General features: G+C 67.6%; 4 protein-coding genes. 3 read left to right on the top strand and 1 reads right to left on the bottom strand.

The window, feature by feature from the left end; translation table 11 throughout:
• Positions 1–416 precede the first annotated feature (416 nt).
• Complete coding sequence (locus ALA01S_RS30265) at positions 417–1,136, bottom strand: Crp/Fnr family transcriptional regulator (protein ID WP_066343370.1); 720 nt, start codon at positions 1,134–1,136, stop codon at positions 417–419.
• A gap of 409 nt (positions 1,137–1,545) precedes the next feature.
• Between ALA01S_RS30265 and ALA01S_RS30260 the strand changes: the two genes are divergently transcribed.
• The 3 genes from ALA01S_RS30260 to ALA01S_RS33780 form a co-directional block, all read left to right on the top strand.
• A complete protein-coding gene (locus ALA01S_RS30260; protein WP_238456020.1) occupies positions 1,546–2,109 on the top strand; it encodes a Crp/Fnr family transcriptional regulator in 564 nt (187 codons plus the stop codon).
• An 86-nt stretch (positions 2,110–2,195) separates the two neighbouring features.
• The gene (locus ALA01S_RS30255) at positions 2,196–3,488 is read left to right on the top strand and encodes a cation:proton antiporter (RefSeq protein WP_066343365.1); all 1,293 of its coding nucleotides are present in this window, start codon (positions 2,196–2,198) and stop codon (positions 3,486–3,488) included.
• A gap of 107 nt (positions 3,489–3,595) precedes the next feature.
• The coding region (locus ALA01S_RS33780; RefSeq protein WP_174548671.1) for a putative zinc-binding metallopeptidase at positions 3,596–4,109 on the top strand (514 nt) is incomplete at its 3' end.

Here is a 4,109-nt window from a genome sequence, read left to right as displayed (position 1 = left end):
TAACCTGGGATCAAGCTGAGAGTGGCCTTCAAAGCCCCTTTGCCAGGCGTCGTGTCGGCGCGACCAGTTGCCAAGTGACTCGCCTGCCGCCTAAGGCATGTTGTGCTTGTGAAGGAAGGGGTTGGACTGCCACCTTTGCCCGTGGGCTGCTGCCAGCGCGCCTTCGCGCTCCAGCGCCGACTCGCCAAAAATGTCCATGGCCTTTGCCTTGCCCGGCCCATTGGACCGCGTAATGGGAGGTCGGTCGTGCTGACCGGAATGACGCGTGGCGTCGGCCAGGGATGACATTCAAACCCAAGCAGGCAGTGCGCTGTCCCGGGTCAGGGTACTCCTCAACGCTCGCTGGCCCGCTATCCACCCGACCTGTAGTGCGATTGGATCTCAAGCAAAGCGGCGGATGGGCGTGTACGTCAGCCTTATTGCGCCGTGATGGCCGGCAGCAGCCGGTCATATTCATGTCGGACCACGGCGTAGCACTCACAGGTCCGGCGCTCCAGCGCGGCGCGGTCCAGCACCGTGATATGGCCGCGCCGGTAGCGGATCAGCCCGTCACGCTGCAGCGCCCCAGCCGCCTCCGTCACGCCCTCGCGGCGCACACCCAGCATGTTGGCGATGAGCTCCTGTGTCATGACCAGGTCGGGGCCCTGCAGCCGGTCCAGGCTCAGCAGCAGCCAGCGGCACAACTGCTGGTCGAGCGAGTGGTGGCGGTTGCACACGGCCGTTTGCGCCATCTGCGTGATGAGCGCCTGCGTATAGCGCAGCAGCAGGTGCAGCACCGGCGCCGATTGCTCGAATTCGCGCTTGAGCCAGGAGCCGCGCAAGCGAAAGCCGCGGCCCGCGCTTTGCACGACGGCGCGGCTGGGCGTCGTCTCGCCGCCCATGAAGACCGACACGCCGACAATGCCCTCGTTGCCGACGACCGCAATCTCTGCCGGCGCACCGTTTTCCATCACGTACAGCAGCGAGGCGATGGCTGTGCACGGGAAAAACACGTCCGCCATCGCGACGCCAGACTCGTAAAGCACCGTGCCCAGCGGCATGTCCATGGGCTCCAGCGCCGCCTGCCAGCGGGCAAGGCTTTCTGCCGGCAAGGCGGCCAGCAGGCGGTTTTGTCGTGGATCGAGATCAGGGTTCATGGGCGGCTCCAACCATGGCCGCACCGGCGGTCTGCATGTCCAGCATCGCCGCCAGGCAAAGATTCACTATAAGAGGAAGGCAAAGGCCCCAAGTGCGCCAGCGCACAAAAGCCGGCTCCATTGGAAAGGACTGTGCACTGTGCGCCGGCGCACTGACGTGCCGTCCCGCGGCGCCTAGCGTGGATGTCAGGCCATGTCACCTGCGTTGCAGGTTCAACCTGCCACGGCCTTGCGCCACGACGCCTGGCGACACGCACGCCACGCTCCTGCAAGGAGGCAAGCGATGCTGGAGAACCTTTTGATTGCACGCCTGCCTCGGCATGGGCAGTCGCGCCTGCTTGCTTTGTCCGAAGCGGTGCGATTGCGTCCCGGAGACGTGCTGAGCGAGAGCGGCACGCGGGCTCGGTGCGTGTACTTTCCGCTCGACGCCGTGGTGTCGCTGGTGGCCACCGTGGCGGACTCGCGCCTGCTGGGCGTGGGCATGGTTGGGCGCGAGGGCATGCTGGGCGCGCACCTGGCGCTGGGCGTGGCTGACGCTCCGGTGCGGGCCGTCGTACAGGGCGCCGGGATGGCGCGGCGCATCCAGGCCGGTCCGTTTCGCCGCGAGCTGGCGCAGAGCGAGGCGCTGCATCGCGCGCTGTACCGCTATGTCCACGTGCAGCTGACACAGCTTGCAACGGCCGCCGCCTGTGTCCATTTCCACTTGTTGATCGCACGGCTGGCCCGCTGGCTGCTGATGAGCGACGACCGCACGGCGGTGGACGGCTTCCGCGTCACGCACGAATTCCTGGCACACATGCTGGGCGTGCGCCGCGAAGGCGTGACCGAGGCGGCCGGCGCGCTGCAGCAGCGCTTGCTGATCCGCTATCACCGCGGCGCAGTCTGCGTGCTTGATCGGCAGGGCCTGGAGAGCGTGGCCTGCGGCTGCCACGCGGCCGATCAGCGCGCCTACGACGCGCTGCTGGGCCCGTGACGGCTCGCACCCGGCCGCTGTTGCCGGTTCCAGGCCACAAGTGCCGCACGCGTGTCGTGTGCGGTTGCCCAGGGGAGGGGCCGGTGATGTCATTCGACGAATGGGTATTGGCGCTCGGGGTATTGCTGTTGGCCATGGTGTTCGCCGGCACGCTGCTGAGCCGCCTGCCCCTGACGGGTGCCATGGTGTACCTGCTGCTGGGCTGGCTGCTTGGGCCGGATGCCCTGGGTGTGATGAGGCCCGACCCGCTGCGCTATGCGGCCACCCTGGAGCGGCTGGCCGAGGTGGGGCTGCTGGTTTCGCTGTTCGCCGTTGGCCTGCGTCTTGAGGTGCCGCTGCGCGACCGCCGCTGGCGGCTTCCCCTGCGGCTGGCCTTCCTGTCGCTGGCGGCCATGGTGATTTTGATCGCGGGGCTGGGCATGCTGGTGCTGGACTTGTCCCCGGGCGCAGCCGTGCTGCTGGGCGCCATCCTGGCGCCTACCGATCCGGTGCTGGCCGCGGGCGTGCAGTCCCAGCCGGGTGCGGACCCGGACCGCCTGGGTTTCAGCCTTGCGGGGGAAGGCGGCCTGAACGATGGCGCGGCTTTTCCATTTGCCGTGCTGGGCATGGGCTTGTCGGCTCACGCGGAGCACGGGGTGGAGGTGTTGCACTGGATCATGGTCGAGTTCGCCTGGGCCACCATTGGCGGTCTGGCCATCGGCGCGACCTGGGGTGCTGCCGTTGGCCATCTGGTGGTCTTCCTGCGCAGCCGCCACGGGCAGGCAGTCGGCCTGGATGTCTTTCTTGGCTTGGGCCTCATAGGCCTGGCCTACGGGGTGGCCCAGTTGTGCCATGCGTCCGGCTTCCTGGCGGTGTTCGCCGCCGGCTTGGCCCTGCGACGCGTGGGCGAGCGGCCACGGTCCGATACCCATGCACTTGGCCCGTCCGGCGACGCAGCCGGCCATGGCTACAGCACGCTGGCCACCCATTCCCACCATGCCAGCGCCACCATGCGGCACGCGGTGGAAACCTTCAATGAACAGGTCGAGAGAATCGCCGAGATGGCGCTGGTGCTGCTGGTCGGTGCGATGCTGCCGTATGCCGTGCCGCTGCCTGCCGTCTGGTGGTTCGTCCCGCTGCTGCTGCTGGTGCTGCGCCCGCTGTCGGTGCTGGTGGCCACTGTGGGCGAAGGCGTGAGTGCCCGGCAACGCGCGATGATGGGCTGGTTCGGCATCCGCGGGATTGGTTCGGTGTTCTACTTGCTTTGGGCCTTGCGCCAAGGGCTGGAGCCGGCAACCGCGCAGATGCTGGTGTCCTTGACGCTGTGGACCGTGGCCGCGTCCATCGTTGCTCATGGCTTGACGGCACAGCCGCTGATGAAGCGCTACGGCGCGCGCTGAATCCGTCGCAGGATTGCCGCTTGCCGCTTGCCGCTTGCCGCTCCCTTTCTTTCACAGGAGTCCCAATGGCTGCTCTATCCGGGCATGGACAGCCGAGCAGGCCTGCGGTGGCTGCGACGTCTCGCGCCTGGCAGTGCTCCTGCGGGCACGAGATCTACTTTCGCAACAGTGAATGCCTTGGCTGCGGCGCGCCGCTGGGCTATTTGGCCTCTCGCGGGGCCTTGCTGGCACTGCAGCCGGGGCCGCGCAAAGACACCTGGCAGCTTCGTGGCAGCAGCTCGCGTGCCCCGGTGTACCGCCGCTGCGCCAACTTCCCCTCGCCGCCGGGTTGCAACTGGCTCGTCGAAGCCGGCGCGAGGGGACAGCGGACTCGGCTCTGCCAAGCTTGCGCCCTCAACCAATGCGTTCCTGACCTCTCCCGGGCCGGGGAACTGGTGTTGTGGACGCGCATGGAGAGGGCCAAGCGCCGGCTGGTGTCGCAGCTCATCGGCTTGGGACTGCCTGTTGTCTCCAAGGTAAGGGACGATCCGGCGCGCGGCCTGGCCTTTGATTTTCCCAGTCCGTCGCCGGGCCGCCCGCGTGTCATGACAGGGCACGGCAATGGCGTCATCACCATTAAGG

Source organism: Azohydromonas lata NBRC 102462, from assembly GCF_001571085.1.
Classification (GTDB): Bacteria; Pseudomonadota; Gammaproteobacteria; order Burkholderiales; family Burkholderiaceae_C; genus Azohydromonas; species Azohydromonas lata.
This window is presented reverse-complemented; position numbering and strand designations above follow the sequence as displayed.